Annotated in this window: 16 protein-coding genes and 1 pseudogene; 11 read left to right on the forward strand and 6 right to left on the reverse strand. The window is 59.8% G+C overall.

Annotated features, from left to right (window positions below; all coding sequences use genetic code 11):
• Positions 1 to 283 precede the first annotated feature (283 nt).
• Positions 284 to 739, forward strand: a complete 456-nt coding sequence (locus ACR52_RS17865; RefSeq protein WP_048727087.1) for a DUF721 domain-containing protein — start codon at positions 284 to 286, stop codon at positions 737 to 739.
• Between the two features lie 4 nt (positions 740 to 743).
• Here ACR52_RS17865 and ACR52_RS17870 read toward each other — a convergent pair whose 3' ends face one another.
• Positions 744 to 2,222: a helicase HerA-like domain-containing protein gene (locus ACR52_RS17870; protein WP_048728162.1), complete on the reverse strand. Its 1,479-nt coding sequence runs from the start codon at positions 2,220 to 2,222 to the stop codon at positions 744 to 746.
• A 194-nt stretch (positions 2,223 to 2,416) separates the two neighbouring features.
• Between ACR52_RS17870 and ACR52_RS31785 the strand changes: the two are divergent.
• Together ACR52_RS31785 and ACR52_RS31790 are read left to right on the forward strand one after the other, a co-directional pair.
• A pseudogene (locus ACR52_RS31785) lies at positions 2,417 to 3,448 on the forward strand (HAMP domain-containing protein); the annotation flags it as partial.
• 93 nt (positions 3,449 to 3,541) lie between these two features.
• Positions 3,542 to 4,306 (forward strand): methyl-accepting chemotaxis protein, encoded by a 765-nt coding sequence (locus ACR52_RS31790; RefSeq protein WP_408003344.1) that lies wholly within the window; start codon positions 3,542 to 3,544, stop codon positions 4,304 to 4,306.
• Positions 4,307 to 4,341: 35 nt separating this feature from the next.
• Here ACR52_RS31790 and ACR52_RS30945 read toward each other — a convergent pair whose 3' ends face one another.
• Together ACR52_RS30945 and purU are read right to left on the reverse strand one after the other, a co-directional pair.
• Positions 4,342 to 4,512 (reverse strand): hypothetical protein, encoded by a 171-nt coding sequence (locus ACR52_RS30945; RefSeq protein WP_173439276.1) that lies wholly within the window; start codon positions 4,510 to 4,512, stop codon positions 4,342 to 4,344.
• A gap of 86 nt (positions 4,513 to 4,598) precedes the next feature.
• On the reverse strand, positions 4,599 to 5,447 hold the full coding sequence (purU, locus tag ACR52_RS17880) for a formyltetrahydrofolate deformylase (RefSeq protein WP_015885632.1): 849 nt from the start codon (positions 5,445 to 5,447) through the stop codon (positions 4,599 to 4,601).
• A 351-nt stretch (positions 5,448 to 5,798) separates the two neighbouring features.
• Here purU and mvaT point away from each other — a divergent pair, with 351 nt between their 5' ends.
• Positions 5,799 to 6,173 (forward strand): histone-like nucleoid-structuring protein MvaT, encoded by a 375-nt coding sequence (gene mvaT, locus ACR52_RS17885; RefSeq protein WP_005790963.1) that lies wholly within the window; start codon positions 5,799 to 5,801, stop codon positions 6,171 to 6,173.
• 89 nt (positions 6,174 to 6,262) lie between these two features.
• Here the strand turns inward: mvaT and sbcB are convergent, their stop codons facing one another.
• On the reverse strand, positions 6,263 to 7,690 hold the full coding sequence (gene sbcB / locus ACR52_RS17890; protein ID WP_048727099.1) for an exodeoxyribonuclease I: 1,428 nt from the start codon (positions 7,688 to 7,690) through the stop codon (positions 6,263 to 6,265).
• Positions 7,691 to 7,857: 167 nt separating this feature from the next.
• Here sbcB and ACR52_RS17895 point away from each other — a divergent pair, with 167 nt between their 5' ends.
• Genes ACR52_RS17895 through ACR52_RS17920 form a run of 6 tightly spaced genes read left to right on the forward strand, consistent with a single transcriptional unit; the run spans position 7,858 to position 14,528 of the window.
• On the forward strand, positions 7,858 to 8,550 hold the full coding sequence (locus ACR52_RS17895) for an RDD family protein (protein WP_048727102.1): 693 nt from the start codon (positions 7,858 to 7,860) through the stop codon (positions 8,548 to 8,550).
• Positions 8,547 to 9,527, forward strand: coding sequence for a stage II sporulation protein M (locus ACR52_RS17900; protein ID WP_048728165.1), 981 nt, complete (start codon positions 8,547 to 8,549; stop codon positions 9,525 to 9,527). The genes ACR52_RS17895 and ACR52_RS17900 overlap by 4 nt, the downstream gene beginning before the upstream one ends.
• Entirely contained in the window at positions 9,514 to 11,043 is a 1,530-nt protein-coding gene (locus ACR52_RS17905; protein WP_048727105.1) for a DUF4129 domain-containing protein, read from the forward strand. Before ACR52_RS17900 ends, ACR52_RS17905 begins: the two co-directional genes overlap by 14 nt.
• Positions 11,040 to 12,197, forward strand: coding sequence for a DUF4350 domain-containing protein (locus ACR52_RS17910; RefSeq protein ID WP_048727107.1), 1,158 nt, complete (start codon positions 11,040 to 11,042; stop codon positions 12,195 to 12,197). Before ACR52_RS17905 ends, ACR52_RS17910 begins: the two co-directional genes overlap by 4 nt.
• Positions 12,194 to 13,189 carry an AAA family ATPase gene (locus ACR52_RS17915; protein WP_048727109.1) on the forward strand — a complete coding sequence of 332 codons (996 nt, stop codon included), beginning with the start codon at positions 12,194 to 12,196 and terminating at the stop codon, positions 13,187 to 13,189. The genes ACR52_RS17910 and ACR52_RS17915 overlap by 4 nt, the downstream gene beginning before the upstream one ends.
• A 7-nt stretch (positions 13,190 to 13,196) precedes the next feature.
• Positions 13,197 to 14,528 (forward strand): DUF58 domain-containing protein, encoded by a 1,332-nt coding sequence (locus ACR52_RS17920; RefSeq protein ID WP_048727113.1) that lies wholly within the window; start codon positions 13,197 to 13,199, stop codon positions 14,526 to 14,528.
• A 57-nt stretch (positions 14,529 to 14,585) separates the two neighbouring features.
• On the opposite strand, the gene ACR52_RS17925 is transcribed toward ACR52_RS17920, so the two are convergent.
• Both ACR52_RS17925 and ACR52_RS17930 read right to left on the reverse strand, forming a co-directional pair.
• The gene (locus tag ACR52_RS17925; RefSeq protein ID WP_048728168.1) at positions 14,586 to 14,945 is read right to left on the reverse strand and encodes a PilZ domain-containing protein; all 360 of its coding nucleotides are present in this window, start codon (positions 14,943 to 14,945) and stop codon (positions 14,586 to 14,588) included.
• A gap of 226 nt (positions 14,946 to 15,171) precedes the next feature.
• The gene (locus tag ACR52_RS17930) at positions 15,172 to 15,549 is read right to left on the reverse strand and encodes a tetratricopeptide repeat protein (RefSeq protein ID WP_048727115.1); all 378 of its coding nucleotides are present in this window, start codon (positions 15,547 to 15,549) and stop codon (positions 15,172 to 15,174) included.
• Between the two features lie 175 nt (positions 15,550 to 15,724).
• Here ACR52_RS17930 and pyk point away from each other — a divergent pair, with 175 nt between their 5' ends.
• Positions 15,725 to 17,176 carry a pyruvate kinase gene (gene pyk, locus ACR52_RS17935; RefSeq protein ID WP_048727122.1) on the forward strand — a complete coding sequence of 484 codons (1,452 nt, stop codon included), beginning with the start codon at positions 15,725 to 15,727 and terminating at the stop codon, positions 17,174 to 17,176.
• Positions 17,177 to 17,198 lie beyond the last annotated feature (22 nt).

Consider the following 17,198-nt stretch of genomic DNA (forward strand, 5'->3'; position numbering starts at 1 on the left):
GGGATGGAGGGCGCACCGTCAGTGGCCCGAGCAGCCCTCACGGCCGCATGCGAACGCGCATTCTACCCGGAATCGTGGGTGAGGAAAGTGGCGTTGTTCCCCGATGCTGGCATGGTGCTGTGAGAGGGCATGTTTAAAATAAGGGCTTTTGCGCGAACTTCAACCCATGGAGCACAGAAGTTAACTATTGATTTCACGGGTAAAGCCGCTGCAATGCATTGCCTGGAGGGCGCCTGGGCCGTTTCTGCTAAGATGGCCGCTCTGTTACTTTAGGTGTCTGATCATGGCATTTCGCCCTCTTACGGCCCGCGCGCCCAGCGTGTTGCTTCGCGAAGCCAAGCCCTTGAAAGCCATCTTCGGCCATGCGCAACGCTTGGGCCATTTGCAACGCCTGCTTGAAAGCCAGTTGCAACCTGCCGCGCGAGAACACTGCCATGTAGCGTCCTGGCGTGAAGGTAATTTGCTGTTGATCGTCACCGACGGCCATTGGGCGACGCGTTTGCGCTATCAGCAAAAACGCCTGCAGCGGCAATTGATGGCCTTTGATGAGTTCGCCAGCCTGACGCGCATCCAGTTCAAAGTACAGCCGCCCACCGTGCAGCAAGGCGCGGTGGGGCACACGATGGACTTGTCAGCAAATGCGGCCGAAACCATTCAGGCCACGGCCGACGGGATCAGCGATCCGGGTTTGCGCGCGGCACTGGAACGTTTGGCCGCCCATGCCAAGCCCAAACCCTGACACCCTACTTGCGCTTGCTACCGCCCAGCAACGACCCCAACAAACCCCGCACCAATTGCCGTCCCATCTGATTGGCGGCCTGCTGCATGGCTGATTTCAGCGCCTTGCCCGCCGTGGTACCGAGAAACGCCCCGGCCTTGTCGGTAAAGCTCGGCTCCTCGGCGGTCGGCTTGGCCTCTTCGGTCGGCCCCAACTCCTTGCGCGCCATCAGCACTTCATAGGCGGACTCCCGGTCGATCGGCTTGTCATATCGGCCCTTTAACGGCGAACTGGCGATCAACGCCCCACGCTCGGCCTCGCTCAGCGGCCCGATCCGCGATTGCGGCGGCGCTACCAGCACGCGCTGGACGACTTCCGGCGTGCCCTTTTCCTGCAAAGTGCCCACCAATGCCTCACCCGTGCCCAACTCGGTCAGTACCGCCAAGGCATCGAACGCAGGGTTCGGGCGGAAACCGTCTGCCACAGCCCGCAGGGATTTCTGCTCCTTAGTCGTGAACGCCCGCAAGCCATGCTGGATACGCAGCCCGAGTTGCGCCAGCACAGTGTCCGGCAAATCGCCCGGGGATTGAGTGACGAAATACACGCCAACGCCCTTGGAGCGGATCAACCGCACGACTTGCTCCAGGCGGTCTTGCAACGCCTTGGGCGTATCGGCAAACAATAAGTGCGCTTCGTCGAAAAACAGTGCCAGCAGCGGTTTGTCAGCATCGCCACGCTCCGGCAACTGCTCGAACAATTCCGCCAACAACCACAGCAGGAACGTCGCGTACACCTTCGGCGCCTCATGCACCAGGCGGCTGGCGTCGAGCAAATGAATGCGCCCGCGACCGTCGCTGCCAGGTTGCAAAATATCTTCAAGCTGCAGGGCCGGCTCGCCAAACAAGGCTTCGGCGCCCTGCTGTTCCAGTATCGCCAGGCGCCGCAACAAGGCCTGGCTGGAGCCGGTGGTCATCAGCGCGGCATCGTCGCCCAGCAATTCTGGGTGATAACGCAGGTGGTTGAGCAGCGCCTTGAGGTCCTTGAGGTCCAGCAGCAAAAGGCCTTCGCGATCTGCGACCTTGAACGCGGCGTAGAGTGCCGACTGCTGGCTGTCCGTAAGTTCCAGCAGGCTGCCGAGCAACAGCGGGCCCATCTCACTGATGGTGGTGCGCAAGGGATGACCGGACTCGCCGTGAATATCCCACAGCGTGACCGGATACGCCTTGGCCGTGTAATTAAGAAAAGGCATGCCGGCGATGCGCTCGGCCACCTTGCCCTGAGGGTTGGCGGCGGCGCCGAGGCCACAGAGATCCCCCTTGATGTCGGCGGCGAACACCGCCACACCTGCGTCGCTGAAGGCTTCCGCCAGGCGTTGCAGGGTGACGGTCTTGCCCGTGCCTGTGGCACCGGCAATCAACCCGTGACGATTGGCCAGGCGCATGGCCTGGGCGATGGGCTGGGCGTCGAGACCGGCACCGATAAGGAGTTGCGTGGAATCAGGCATTTCGTCACCCATGGTTAAGCTTTAGCGCTGCAAGGTCGATATAGAGATACGTCAGACCCAAGAAGTCTAAAAAAATCAAGTCGGATAGTTCTCCAGGGGCCAAAGGAAATATCACACTTTTTTTGACGCTGCTATTTGGCGCGTTCCACAAGAACGCGTTTCGGATATTAAGACCTTAGCGGACCCTTCAAACCATGAATAAAAATCTGCGTTTCAGCCACAAAATCCTGCTTGCAGCCTCCCTTATCGTCATCGCCGCTTTCGCGCTGTTTAGCCTCTACAACGATTATCTGCAACGCAATGCTATTCGCGACGACCTCAACAACTACCTGCATGAAATGGGTGATGTCACCGCCAGCAACATTCAAACCTGGCTCACCGGGCGCATTGCCCTGGTGGAAAACGCAGCACAAAACATCGCCATCAATCCCGAACCTGGCCTGGTTGCCAACCTGCTGGAACAGAAAGCCCTGACATCCTCGTTCATGGCAACCTACGTGGGCGACAGCAAAGGCGCCTTCACCATCCGCCCCGACACCAAGATGCCGGACGGCTTCGATCCGCGTGTTCGCCCCTGGTACAAAGGCGCCCAAAGCGCTAACGGACCGACGCTGACTGAACCCTATATCGACGCGGCTACCGGGCAACTGATCATTTCCATCGCCACCCCCAGCGCCAAGGGCGGCCAGAGCATCGGCGTAGTCGGCGGTGACCTGAGCCTGCAAACGCTTGTGGATAACATTGGCGCGCTGAACTTCGGCGGCATGGGTTATGCGTTTCTGGTCAGCGCCGACGGCAAAGTATTGGTACACCCGGACAAGAACCTGGTGATGAAGACCCTGGCTGACGTGTACCCGAAGCACACGCCGAAGATCAGCGGTGAATTCAGTGAAGTCGAGGCCAACGGCAAGGACACCATCGTGACCTTTACGCCGATCAAGGGCTTGCCGTCGGTGAACTGGTACCTGGGCATTTCGGTGGATAAAGACAAATCCTTCGCAATGCTCAGCGACTTCCGCACCTCGGCGGTGATCGCCACGATCATTGCCGTGCTGATCATCATCGCCCTGCTCGGCATGCTGATCAGCGTGCTGATGCAGCCGTTGCATTTGATGACCCGCGCCATGCAGGACATCGCCGATGGCGAGGGCGACCTGACCCGCCGGCTGACCATCCAGAATCATGATGAGTTCGGCACGTTGGGCAATGCGTTCAACCGCTTCGTGGAGCGGATTCATACATCAATCCGCGAAGTGTCCTCGGCCACCGAACAGGTCAACGAAGTGGCCCAGCGGGTGGTCAGCGCCTCCAACTCGTCGATGGTCAACTCCGACGAGCAGGCCAACCGCACCCACAGCGTCGCCGCCGCAATCAACGAACTCGGCGCAGCTGCCCAGGAAATTGCCCGTAACGCCGCGCAAGCCTCAAGCCAGGCCAGCGATGCGCGCCACTTGGCCGAAGACGGTCAACAGGTGGTAGAGCGCAATATCAAGGCGATGACGCAGCTGTCGACGATGATCAGCGCCTCCAGCAGCAATATCGAAGCGCTTAACAGCAAGACGGTCAATATCGGGCAGATTCTCGAGGTAATCACCAGCATCTCGCAACAAACCAACCTGCTCGCACTCAACGCCGCTATCGAAGCGGCCCGCGCAGGGGAAGCCGGACGCGGGTTTGCGGTGGTAGCCGATGAAGTACGCAACCTGGCCCATCGCACCCAGGAGTCGGCGCAACAAGTCCAAAAGATGATTGAGGAACTGCAAGTCGGCGCGCGGGAGTCGGTGAGCACCATGAGCGAAAGCCAGCGCCACAGCCTCGACAGCGTGGAGATCGCCAACCTCGCCGGCGAGCGCTTGAACAGTGTGACCCAGCGCATCGGCGAGATCGACGGCATGAACCAGTCAGTCGCTACTGCCACCGAGGAGCAGACCTCGGTCGTCGAGTCGATCAACATGGACATTACCGAAATCAACACGCTTAACCAGGAGGGTGTGGAAAACCTGCAGTCGACCCTGCGCGCCTGCTCCGACCTGGAACAGCAAGCGGCACGACTGAAACAACTGGTGGGCAGTTTCCGGATCTGACCCAAGCGCACGCCGCCTGCCAACGCGGCGCTCGGTTATTCTTCACTGGACTCAGATTTGCGCTGCTCTTGCTCCCACAACTCGGCGGCACCTGGAAATTCCGTGCCGTCGTCACTGTCCAGGTCATCCGGGTCATATCGACTCAAACATCCCTCCCCCATCGTCGCCGGGGCTTTGGAAGTGGCTTTATCCAGCGGGTTATTCATCGTCAAATCCTCAACAGCGGGCAAAGAAAAAGGGCCTGAAACGATTTAACGCCCAGGCCCTTCATTCTTCAATCAAAACGCGGTGATCAGAACACGACCGTCTTGTTGCCGTGCACCAGCACGCGGTCCTCGAGGTGATAGCGCAGGCCGCGGGCCAGCACCATCTTCTCGACGTCACGGCCGAAACGCACCATGTCTTCAATGCTGTCGCTGTGGCTGACACGCACCACGTCCTGCTCGATGATCGGGCCGGCGTCCAGCTCTTCGGTGACGTAGTGGCAAGTTGCGCCGATCAACTTCACGCCACGCAGGGAGGCCTGGTGGTACGGTTTGGCACCGACAAACGACGGCAGGAAGCTGTGGTGAATGTTGATCACTTTGCCGGCGTATTCGCGGCACAGCTCCGGCGGCAGGATTTGCATGTAACGCGCCAGCACGACCACATCCGCTTCATGCTGCTTGACCAGTCGCGACACTTCGGCAAACGCGGGCTCCTTGTCCTGCGGATTGACCGGTACATGGTAGTACGGGATGCCATGCCACTCGACCATGCTGCGCAAGTCGTCATGGTTGGAAATCACACAGGCGATCTCACAGTCCAGCTCATCACTGTGCCAGCGGTGCAGCAAGTCGGCCAGGCAGTGGGATTCACGACTGGCCATCAGCACCACGCGCTTTTTCTGCTCGGTGTCGGTGATGTGCCAGGTCATCGAAAACTCTTCGGCGATCGGCGCAAACGCCTCGCGAAAGGCCTCAAGACCGAAGGGCAGCGTGTCGGCACGGATTTCGTGACGCATGAAGAACCAACCGCTGAGATTGTCCGAGTGATGGCTCGCCTCGGTGATCCAGCCGTTGTGGGAGGCCAGAAAGTTACTGACTTTGGCAACGATGCCGACCCGGTCCGGGCAAGCAATCACCAGCCGAAAAGTGCGCATTAGGGGGAAACTCCAGAACTTCGCAAAGGCCGCCATTCTAGCGAGTACGCAGAAAAACTGCAGTATTCCTTGAGGCCTATGCTGATCCCCGGCCCGACCCACATCCCTTAATAGCGTAAGGATTTACCGCTGCTATATGAATGTGCAACGGTAAACTCATGCAGTTATCGAGAATTTAAGGTGATTACCTTTAGGCGTACCACCTACTAATTAACTCGATTGCACAGGATTGCGACAAACATTCAAAGTAATTCACATAAATGCAGTCTTAAATGTTTACTTGAGGAAATTGCCTGACTATTATTGGGCCACTATCCCTGTCAATCAGCGCTCTACATTAAGGTAGTCCACATGTCTCTGATCAACGAATACCGTGCCACCGAAGAAGCTATCAAAGAGCTGCAAGCCCGTTTGAAGAATCTGTCCCAAGACGACAAGCTGCAAACCGAGCTGGAATTCGAAGGCAAACTCCGCACACTGATGGGCGAATATTCCAAATCCCTGCGTGACATCATCGCACTGCTGGACCCGGAATCGAAAGTTAAAGCACCGCGTGGCGCCGTGAAAACTACCGGCACCAAACGTGCTCGCAAGGTCAAGCAATACAAAAACCCGCACAACGGCGAAGTCATCGAAACCAAAGGTGGCAACCACAAGACTCTGAAAGAGTGGAAAGCCAAGTGGGGCGGTGACGTGGTTGAAGGCTGGGCTACCCTGCTGGGCTAAGCCTCGCCAGGCTTTGGCCTGATACGCGACACATTAAAACGCCAGCTTGCTGGCGTTTTTTATTGCCTGAATATTCCTCAATGACCTGACTACAGGTTCAAGCGAGCCGCTAAAGAGTCGGCATATTCCTGCCATTGATCCAATACCTGGCCTTGAAACGGTGTAGCACTAACAGCCAACTCTTGCCGCGCCAGATTAAATGCATCCAAGGTATTCGGCGCGCCCCATTCGGCACTCGACAAACGTTGCTGACAGAAAAGTTTCCAGCGTTGTTGCTCCTCGCTGTTCAAGGTTTCAGGAAAGTTACGCGCACGGTAGCGAAATAATAATTCCGGCAAACGATGATCATCAAAAGGCCACTGCTGGCGCGCTAGTTGTGCCGGCTCTGCCGCCCGCACTTGCTCGCATAAACGACGGTCGCGGTCACCAATAAAACCATCGTAGAGCTGCTGCTCCGGGTCTGTAGTCGGTGCAAAATCTTCCTCGGCGTAAATTGCTGCCAACTTGTCGCGCCAAACTTCTTGTGCGTCAGTTAGCCGCAGCGCGCGAGCCTGATAACTGTCCATATCCACATTCAGGCGCTCACGATCTTGCGACCGCAGCACGTTCAATGGGGCGACCACCGGGCAGCGGTTGATATGCAACAACTTGAGCGGCACCGGCAACTCACCCTCGAGCAGGTCATCACGACGGGTGTAGAGGCGCTGGCGCAAAGTATCGGCGTCGAGGTCCAGCAGCCCTTGTGGGTCAAGGCCCAGGTCGCAGACGATCAACGCATTGCGATTGCGCGGGTGCCAGGCCAGTGGCAGTACGACGCCCAGGTAATGGCGCTCGGCGGAAAAGCGCCCGGAGATATGCACCATCGGTTGCAGCAGGCGCACCTGATCCATCACCCGTTGTTTGCTGCGCAGTTGAAACAGCCAGTCGTAAAGCTTGGGCTGTTTCTCGCGGACCAATCGAGCCAGGGCAATGGTGGCGCGTACGTCGGACAAGGCATCGTGGGCCTGGCCATGATCGATGCCGTTGGCCTCGGTCAGACGTTCGAGCTTAAGGGTAACGCGCCCATCCTGCTCGGGCCAGACGATTCCTTCCGGGCGCAGTGCGTAGGCGGTGCGGACCACATCGATCAGGTCCCAGCGGCTATTACCACCCTGCCATTCGCGTGCATAAGGGTCGAAAAAATTGCGGTACAGGCTGTAGCGCGTCATTTCATCGTCGAACCGCAGCGTGTTGTAACCCGCACCACAGGTACCTGGCGCCGCGAGTTCTGCGTGCACCCGGGTCATGAAATCAGCCTCGGCCAAGCCCTTCTCCGCCAGTATGCCCGGAGTGATACCAGTGATTGCGCACGCTACCGGATGGGGCAGGATGTCGTCGCTGGGGTGACAATAAAGGTTGACCGGCGGGGCTATCTCATTAAGGTCGAGGTCGGTGCGAATACCGGCAACCTGAAGGGGGCGATCGCTGCGTGGGTTGATGCCGGTGGTTTCATAGTCGTACCAGAAAATGGAGGTCACGGGCTGTTCCTGTGCTGAAGATAGACAAAGTCTAGGCGCTGCAAGGCGTCCTCGGCCAGCGCTACGTTAACTGTACAAACATCCAGCAAAACCTTGAATGGTTGCTTCCACCGTCGACACTGCTAGCATCCGTGTCTTCAAGCCGCTCCGCACTGCCAAGGACCGCGATGCCATCAGCCCCATTGGATACCCTCTACCAGATCGAGACCCCGGAGGGCATCGACCTGCCCTTGCGCCCGGCTGGCCTGCTGCCTCGGGCACTGGCCTTCGCCTTCGACCTCGGCGTGCGCGGGCTGGTGATGGGCATCCTGCTCGTGCCGCTGGCCCTGCTCGGCAACATCGGTATAGGCCTGGGCTCACTGCTGCTGTTTTTGGTCAGTTGGTGGTACATGGTGCTGTTTGAAGTGCTCAACCAGGGTTGCTCGCCCGGCAAGCAGGTCATGGGCTTGCGCGTGGTGCAGGATGACGGCACGCCCATCGGCTGGTCCGCGTCGCTCATTCGCAACCTGCTGCGCTTTGTCGACATGCTGCCTTTCGGGTACTTTCTCGGCGCCATCAGTTGCCTGCAACACCCCCACTTCAAACGGCTCGGCGACCTGGCCGCCGGTACGCTCGTGGTCTACCGCGAACAACTGCTGGCCCGCCCCCAGGTACCGCAAGCCGCTGCCTTGCGCCTGCCCTTTGCCCTTGAGCTCAGTGAACAACGCGCCATCCTGGGTTTTGCCGAGCGCCAGGGTGAACTGTCCGCCGAGCGTGTGCACGAACTGGCCAGCATTCTCGCAACGCCCCTGCAAGTGTCTCCGGCTCGCGCCGTGGAGCAACTCAATGGCGTGGCCCGTGGCCTGTTGGGGCCGACATGAAGCAGAGCCTGTTCGAAAGCCGTCATCAGCCGCAGTGGCAGGCCTTTGCCGAACAACTGAAGGGGTTGGAGCAAGGCAAAGCCAGGGGCAGTGACGTGGCCGACTTCCCTCATCAGTATCGACGCCTGTGCCAACATCTCGCCCTGGCACAGGAGCGGGGCTACAGCAGCTACCTGGTGGACCCGCTGCAACAACTGGCCCTGCGCGGCCACCAACAGTTGTATCGTCATCGCAGCCAATTAGGCGCGAACCTGTTGAGTTTTGTGCTGGCCGATTTCCCTCGACTGGTGCGTGAGCAGTGGCACTTCGTGTTGATCGCCAGCCTGCTGTTTTTTGGCAGCCTGGTGGGTATTGCGCTGCTGGTGTACCTGTTCCCCGACCTGATCTACAGCATCGTCAGCCCCCAGCAGGTGGCCGAGATGCAGAGCATGTACGACCCCGACGCCAGTCGCCTGGGCCGCGTCGCCGAACGCGCATCCAGTGAAGACTGGATGATGTTTGGCTACTACGTGATGCACAACATCGGTATCGCCTTCCAGACCTTTGCCGCCGGCTTGCTGTTCGGCCTGGGCAGCGTGTTCTTCCTGATTTTCAACGGCCTGATCATCGGCGCCATCTCCGGGCACCTCACGGAAATCGGCTATGGCCAGACCTTCTGGTCATTTGTCATCGGCCATGGTGCTTTCGAACTCAGCGCCATTGCCCTGGCCGGTGCGGCTGGCTTACAACTGGGCTGGGCGTTGATCGCTCCCGGGCACCTGACACGCGGCGAGTCCCTGCGGCTGGCGGCACGCAAAAGCGTACAGATGCTCTGCGGCGTCATGGTGTTCCTGTTGATCGCGGCATTTATCGAAGCGTATTGGTCTTCCTCCACCTCAATCGCGCCCTGGGTCAAATACCTGGTGGGCGCTGGCCTGTGGCTATTGGTGGCCGCTTACCTGACCTTTACCGGACGGACGCCCCATGCGCCTGAGTGATGCCAGCGTGGTGATTCGGCCGCGTACGTCCTGGGAGGCCATGGACCTTGGCGTCTTAATGGCCCGGGAACATCGCACACTATTGATGGCCAGTTGGGCGCTGATCACCCTACCGGTCTTCGTCTTGCTGACCGCGCTGCTGTGGAAATCTCCCTCCACCGCCATGTTTCTGTTCTGGTGGTTAAAGCCGGCTTTCGACCGTTTGCCGCTCTACATATTGTCCAAGACCTTGTTTGGCGAGGCGCCAAGCCTCAAGCAGGCCATACGCGAATGGCCGCGCCTGCTCAAAGGCCAACTGCTGGCGAGCCTGACCTGGCGGCGGCTCAGCCTGAGCCGCAGCTTTGTAATGCCAGTGAGTCAACTTGAAGGCCTGGATGGCGAGGCACGCCAAAAACGCCTGGGGGTGCTGCAACAACGCAACGCCGGTGCCGCGCGCTGGCTGACCATCCTCGGCGTGCACCTGGAGATCGGCCTGTGGTTCGGCTGCATGGCGCTGTTCTATCTATTCATCCCCCAACAACTTGAACTGGATTGGGACTGGCAACGGCTGGCGCTGGCGACCAGTTCGGAGGGGCTATGGCTGGAGCACCTGGGCAACGCCTTCTATGCCTTGATCCTGGTGTTCTGGGAGCCCATCTATGTCGCCTGCGGTTTCAGCCTGTACCTTAACCGCCGCACCGTGTTGGAGGCCTGGGACCTGGAACTGGTATTCCGCCGTCTGCGCCAACGCCTGAGCAGCGTCGCGCCCCTGTTACTGCTGGTGAGTGCGCTGATGCTGCTGCCATTCAGCCCGCCCGCCGTGGCTGATGACTCCAAACCTTCCAAAGAAGTCAGCACCCAGGCTGCCAGCCAATCGATCAAGACGCTGTTGGACAAGCCCCCCTTCAAAAACCCGGAGACCGTCACCCGCTATCGCTTTGGCGAAGAAAAACCCACCGCTAAAAACAAAGCGCACGGCGAAGGCAAGCTTCCGGCCTGGCTGCAGGCGTTGCTGGACAACCTCAACAGCAATTCCTTCAAACACGTCGCACTGGGCCTGGAGGTATTGCTGTGGAGCCTGTTGGCAGGCGGCCTCGCCTTGCTGGTTTGGCGCTATCGCGACTGGCTACGCACCTTTGTCAGCCGACAGGGGCCACGCAAACCCAACGCTGCCAAACCGGTGCCCACGCAACTGTTCGGCCTGGAGTTGGGTACCGAAACTTTGCCCGCCGATATCGCCAGCACTGTCGAGCAACTATGGTCCACCCAACCACGGGAGGCCCTCGGCCTGTTGTATCGAGGCCTGCTCAGCCGGCTACTGCATGACTTCAACCTGCCACTGAAAAGCGCCGACACCGAAGGCCAGGTCCTGGAACGCGTTCACCAGTTGCAACTACCGCAATTGCTGGCATTCAGTGATGAACTGACCCGGCACTGGCAAAACCTGGCCTATGGTCACCGTCTTCCTCCGACGTCGGCACAACAGCAACTGTGCAACGATTGGCGGGCCCTGTTCAGCTCGGGAGCCGCCCAATGAAACGGCCATTGCTGTGGACAGGACTGCTGCTGGCATGCCTGCTGGCCGCGGGCGGCCTGTACCTCTGGCACAAGGCAATCCCCTACGACGAAGTGGTGGATCGCGGTCCATCGCCGCAAGTGTTGGCCAACCCCTATCTGGCGGCCGAGCACTTTCTGCGCCAGCAAGGCCTGGCAGTGGAACACGCCAACAGTCTTGAGCGGCTCTCCGACCTGCCCGCCAAAGGCCACAGCCTGTTGTTGCTCGGCGAACGCAGCAACATGACGCCACGCCAGGTGGATCAATTGCTGAATTGGGCAAAGTCCGGCGGCCACCTGCTGCTGGTAGCCGAAGCGTTGTGGGATGAAGAAGCCGGAAAAAGCGGCGACCTGTTGCTCGATCGCCTGCACATCCAGCAAGCATTGAGTGACGAACCCGAAGAGCCCGTTCCGGCACGTAAAAAGAAAGCGCCGGACCTGACCAAGCTCTACGTCGACAATGAAACCGCCCCGGCGTATTTCAGCTTCGATACCGACTTCAACCTCATCGACCCCAGGCATCTGGCGCAGTTTTCCGCCAATAGCGCCAGGTCCAGCCACCTCATGCAACTCGACCTCGGGCAAGGCCGTATGACGGTGATCACCGACAGCGATCTGTGGAAGAATCCGGGAATCGGTAAACACGATAACGCCTGGCTGCTGTGGTACCTGAACCAGGGCACTGACATAACCTTGCTGTTCAACAGCGACGCGGACGATTTGCTCACCCTGCTGATGCGCTATTTCCCCCAGGCACTGGTGGCACTCGCGGCATTGATTGCGCTGGCGCTCTGGCAGGCCGGTATGCGCCAAGGCCCGATCCAGGCGCCAACCCAAAAGGCACGCCGACAATTGCAGGAACACTTGAAAGCCAGCGCCGACTTCCTGCTGCGCCGCAGCGGCCAGGGCACGTTGTTGAATGCGCTGCAGCGCGATATCCAGCGTGCCGCCCGGCATCGTCACCCTGGCTTTGAACACCTCGACAGCGCAGAACAGTGGCGGGTGCTTGAGCACCTGACGCGCCAACCCAACCACGTCATCCGTCAGGCCCTCGGCCCACTTCCGGCAAAACGGCTTTCCAGTGCCGATTTCAGCCGTCAGGTGGCGTGCCTGCAAACTCTCAGGAATGCCCTATGAGCGAATATCCAGCGGCCACTGCCCTGACCACCGAAGCCCTGCAGAACGCCTGCCAACAAGCCCAGGCTTTGCGCGTCGAACTGCGCAAGGCAGTGATTGGCCAGGATCAGGTGATCGATGACGTACTTACCGCTCTGATCGCCGGCGGCCATGTACTGCTTGAAGGCGTACCGGGGCTGGGCAAGACCTTGCTGGTACGTGCACTGGCCCGTTGCTTTGATGGCGACTTCGCGCGCATCCAGTTCACTCCGGACCTGATGCCCAGCGATGTCACCGGCCACGCCGTGTACGACCTGCACACCGAACAGTTCAAGCTGCGCAAGGGGCCACTGTTTACCCACCTGCTGTTGGCCGACGAAATCAACCGCGCGCCGGCCAAGACGCAGGCGGCGCTGCTCGAAGCCATGCAGGAGCGCCAAGTCACGCTTGAGGGCGAAGCACTGCCCATCGGCCAACCGTTCATGGTGCTGGCCACCCAGAACCCGATTGAGCAGGAAGGCACCTACCCGCTGCCCGAGGCCGAGCTGGACCGTTTCATGCTCAAGGTGCGCATGGGCTACCCCGACGCCCAGCAGGAACTGGACATGGTGCGCGAAGTAACCCGCTCATCCCGCGCCGACATGCTGGATGTACAACCGCTGCGCACCGTGTTGCACGCCGAGGATGTGCTGCGGCTGCAGCAGATCGCCAGCGAACTGGCGCTGGACGAGCAAGTGCTCGACTATGCCGTGCGCCTGGCTCGGGCCACCCGCAGTTGGCCGGGGCTGGCCATCGGTGCCGGCCCACGCGCCTCCATCGCCTTGGTGCGCGGCGCCCGCGCCCGAGCCTTGCTGCGCGGGGGTGAGTTCGTCACCCCGGACGATATCAAGGGGTGCGCCCTGGCGGTGCTGCGCCATCGGGTTCGCATCGCCCCCGAACTGGACATCGATGGATTGGAAGTGGACCAGGTACTCCAGCAACTGCTGGACCAGATTCCGGCACCTCGGCAATGACCCGCCTATGAAACCGACTCGTCTGCTGTTGATCTGGCTTGGCGTGTTGCTCGGCTTGAACACGCTGCTGGGCATCGCGGCAGCGTTGCAGCTCAAGGTGCCCGATACCCTGCATTCGGTGGCGTGGGGCCTGATGTTGGCGCTGTTGCTGTTGGCGCTGCTGGACGCAGTCCGGCTACACCGCCTGCCGTCCGCGCGGGTGCAACGACAGATGCCCGGCAGCCTGGCGCTGGGGCGCTGGGGAGAAGTACGCCTGACGCTTGAACACGATCACCCACAGCCATTGATCGTGCAGGTGTTCGATCATGTGCCCGACGGTCTGAACGTAGAGAACATGCCCCAGGCCATCGAACTGCGTCCCGGCGAACGCAGCGAACTGGGCTACCGACTGCGTCCTTTACGGCGCGGGCATTTCAGTTTCAGTCGTTGCGAGATTCACCTGCCCAGCCCTTTGGGGCTCTGGTCCGCGCGGCGCTTTGTGGAAGTCAGCGATGCCATTCGCGTCTACCCGGATTTCGCCCGCTTGTATGGCGCACAGCTGTTGGGTGTGGATAACTGGCTGAGCCAGTTGGGCGTGCGGCAACGCCAACGGCGAGGGTTGGGGCTGGAGTTTCACCAGTTGCGGGAGTTTCGTGAGGGCGACAGTCTGCGGCAGATCGACTGGAAGGCCACCGCGCGCCAACGCACGCCTATCGCTCGGGAATACCAGGACGAACGCGATCAGCAGATCGTGTTCATGCTCGATTGTGGTCGGCGCATGCGCAGCCAGGATGACGAGCTGTCGCATTTCGACCATGCACTCAATGCCTGCCTGCTGCTGAGCTATGTGGCCTTGCGCCAGGGCGACGCCGTCGGGCTGTGCACGTTTGCCTGCGACCAACCGCGCTACCTGGCCCCCGTAAAAGGCACCGGCCAGTTGAACCTCTTACTCAACGCCGTCTACGACCTGGACACCACCCGGCGTACAGCCGATTACCAGGCTGCTGCCAGCCAGTTGTTGGCGCGGCAGAAACGCCGGGCGCTGGTGATCATGGTGAGCAACCTGCGGGACGAGGACGATGAGGCAATGTTGACGGCGGTCAAACGCATCAGCCGGCAACACCGGGTACTCGTCGCCAGCCTGCGAGAAGACGTACTCGACCAACTGCGTCAGTCACCCGTGCAAACCTTGCCCGAAGCGCTGGCCTACAGCGGCACAGTCGACTACCTCAACAAACGGAATGAACTGCACGAGCGCTTGAGCGCCCACGGTTTATCCGTGCTGGATACGCCGCCTTCAGCGCTGGGCCCAGCTCTGGTAACACGCTATTTGGGTTGGAAAAAAGCCGGGGTGCTGTGAAAGCGCACGACTCGGGCTTGGGCGATATAGCCGAGCCGAGTCGACAGCGCGCAATGTCTAGGCGGAAGCCTGCAAGGGATCAAAACTGAAGTAGTGCAACAAGGCGTTGATCAATTGGCTGTATTCCTTAGGTGCCTTAACGACGCTGAAGCCTGAGTCGTAATGCTGCGGGGTGATGTCCTCATGGCTCCATAGACAGCTGGCGGTGAGGTCAATTGCCTGGAAATCACCGTCGGCCGTGGGAATCTTCAAGCGTAGCTCGAACTCCACGTCGACCATCATCGGCAATTGGCTGATCAACATCAGCCCATGTTCGGACACGTTACCCAAGTAGCCAATGGGCTTGTCCGTAAGCCGGTTGAACACTTGCAGGAAACAAGACAACTGATGCCGCTCAATCCGTCGGTCGGTAAACATGATGAAATCGCCATACATTGGCCATGACTCTGGCCGTGCCAGTGATTCGGAACAGGCGAAACACGCCCGCTCTCCCTGGAGATCGGTGCGACAACAGCAAACGCTTTGTCACTTTACAGCTGCCAATCCCAAGCATTCCATCCGCTTGAATTTAAAGTTGTACAAACGAACCTCCAAAGAATAGCTCAAGACTGGTGTCGGGCCAGCTATAGAATGACAAATATCATCACAAGGACGCCGCCGGACGAGGCTGCGCAACACTGGCACCGGGGGAATGCCCCAGTTGTTGCAGGGTGTCGAGCCGCGCACGGGCACGGTAGGCGTATTCGCTGGAAGGGTACTGGTTGATGATGAATTGGTAGGTTTGCACCGCATCGACAAACAGTTTCTGCCGTTCCAGGCATTGCCCGCGCAACATCGAAACCTCCGGTTGCACGTAGCGCCGGGTGCGGCTTTCACGGTCGACCTGGGACAATTCCAGGGTGACCCGCTCGCAGTCACCAACCCCGTACGCGCGGTAGGCGTTGTTCAAATGGTGGTCCATCGACCAGCGGGTACAGCCGACAACACTGACGGCCAGGGCAGCAATGAGCAAAATTCGCATGAAGGTTCTCCTGTCTTGTGCAGTGTATCGACCCCTCGTCGAAAATCTTCAAGAACGTTCATCTATTCAATCGAAGTGAAAACAAGCGAATCATTGATAAGTAGTGCAAACGAACAATGACTACAACCAAAGAGCATAGTAGCCTTCCCCAGCGCTTGAACTCAGGAGTCTGTGCATGTCCGTCCGTCGTACCAAAATCGTCGCCACCCTTGGCCCGGCCAGTAACTCGCCGGAAGTCCTCGAACAGCTGATTCTGGCTGGTTTGGACGTTGCCCGTCTGAACTTCTCCCACGGCACCCCGGACGAGCACAAGGCTCGCGCCAAGCTGGTGCGTGACCTGGCCGCCAAGCACGGTCGCTTCGTCGCATTGCTGGGTGACCTGCAAGGCCCGAAAATCCGTATCGCCAAATTTACCGACAAGCGGATCGAGCTGAAGATCGGTGACAAGTTCACCTTCTCCACCAGCCATCCGCTGACCGACGGCAACCAGCAAGTCGTGGGTATCGACTACCCGGACCTGGTCAAGGACTGCGGCGTCGGTGACGAACTGCTGCTGGACGACGGCCGCGTGGTCATGCGCGTCGACACCGCAACCCCGACTGAGCTGAATTGCACCGTGATCATCGGCGGCCCGCTGTCCGACCACAAAGGCATCAACCGTCGCGGCGGTGGCCTAACGGCGCCAGCCCTGACTGAAAAAGACAAGGCTGACATCAAGCTCGCCGCCGAAATGGAAGTGGACTACCTCGCCGTGTCCTTCCCGCGCGACGCTGCCGACATGGAATACGCCCGCAAACTGCGCGACGAAGCCGGCGGTACCGCCTGGCTGGTGGCGAAGATCGAACGCGCCGAAGCCGTGGCCGATGACGAAACCCTCGACGGCCTGATCAAGGCCTCCGACGCTGTGATGGTTGCCCGTGGCGACCTGGGCGTGGAAATCGGCGACGCCGAACTGATCGGTATCCAGAAAAAAATCATCCTGCACGCACGCCGTCACAACAAAGCAGTGATCGTGGCGACCCAGATGATGGAGTCGATGATCCAGAACCCGATGCCGACCCGCGCCGAAGTGTCCGACGTGGCCAACGCCGTGCTCGACTACACCGACGCCGTGATGCTCTCGGCTGAAAGTGCCGCCGGCCCTTACCCGCTGGAAGCCGTCCAGGCCATGGCGCGTATCTGCGTCGGTGCCGAAAAGCACCCGACCAGCAAGACCTCCAGCCACCGTATTGGCAAGGTCTTCGAAAGCTGCGACCAGAGCATCGCCCTGGCTGCCATGTACACCGCCAACCACTTCCCGGGCGTTAAAGCGATCATCGCCTTGACCGAAAGTGGCTACACGCCGTTGATCATGTCGCGTATCCGTTCCTCGATTCCGATCTACGCGTTCTCCCCGCACCGCGAAACACAGGCCCGCGCGGCGATGTTCCGTGGTGTCTACACCGTACCGTTCGACCCGGCTTCGTTGCCGCCTGAGCAAGTCAGCCAGGCTGCGATCGACGAACTGCTCAAGCGCGGCGTCGTGGAGAAAGGCGACTGGGTCATCCTGACCAAGGGCGACAGCTACCACACCATCGGCGGCACCAACGGCATGAAAATCCTGCACGTTGGCGACCCAATGGTCTGAGTGACACGCTGAAAAACAAAAG

Source organism: Pseudomonas fildesensis (assembly GCF_001050345.1).
Lineage (GTDB): Bacteria > Pseudomonadota > Gammaproteobacteria > Pseudomonadales > Pseudomonadaceae > Aquipseudomonas > Aquipseudomonas fildesensis.